Annotated in this window: 1 protein-coding gene; it reads right to left on the reverse strand. The window is 60.4% G+C overall.

The window, feature by feature from the left end; translation table 11 throughout:
• The coding region (locus V0R37_RS21975; protein ID WP_420376539.1) for an acyl carrier protein at positions 1–280 on the reverse strand (280 nt) is incomplete at both ends.

Consider the following 280-nt stretch of genomic DNA (forward strand, 5'->3'; position numbering starts at 1 on the left):
CGTATGCCACCTCTTCGTTCAGCAGGCCATGCAGGTGCTGGCTGATATTGCGTACGCTGTCGTGCTGGTAGGCGAATTCCGGGTCCAGCGAAACGCCGAAGCGATCCTCGAACTCGGCGGATAATCCGACCAGCAGAACCGAATCCAGCCCCATTTCGTGGAACGAACGTTCGCGGTCGAGCGCGGTGGACTCGATGTCCAGCATCCTGGCCAGGGTATCGATCACGGCCGTGGTTATATCGTCGATGTGCACCTTGACCTCCAGAGTGCACGGCCCCCG

Source organism: Pollutimonas rozaliensis, assembly GCF_048751585.1.
Taxonomy (GTDB): Bacteria; Pseudomonadota; Gammaproteobacteria; order Burkholderiales; family Burkholderiaceae_B.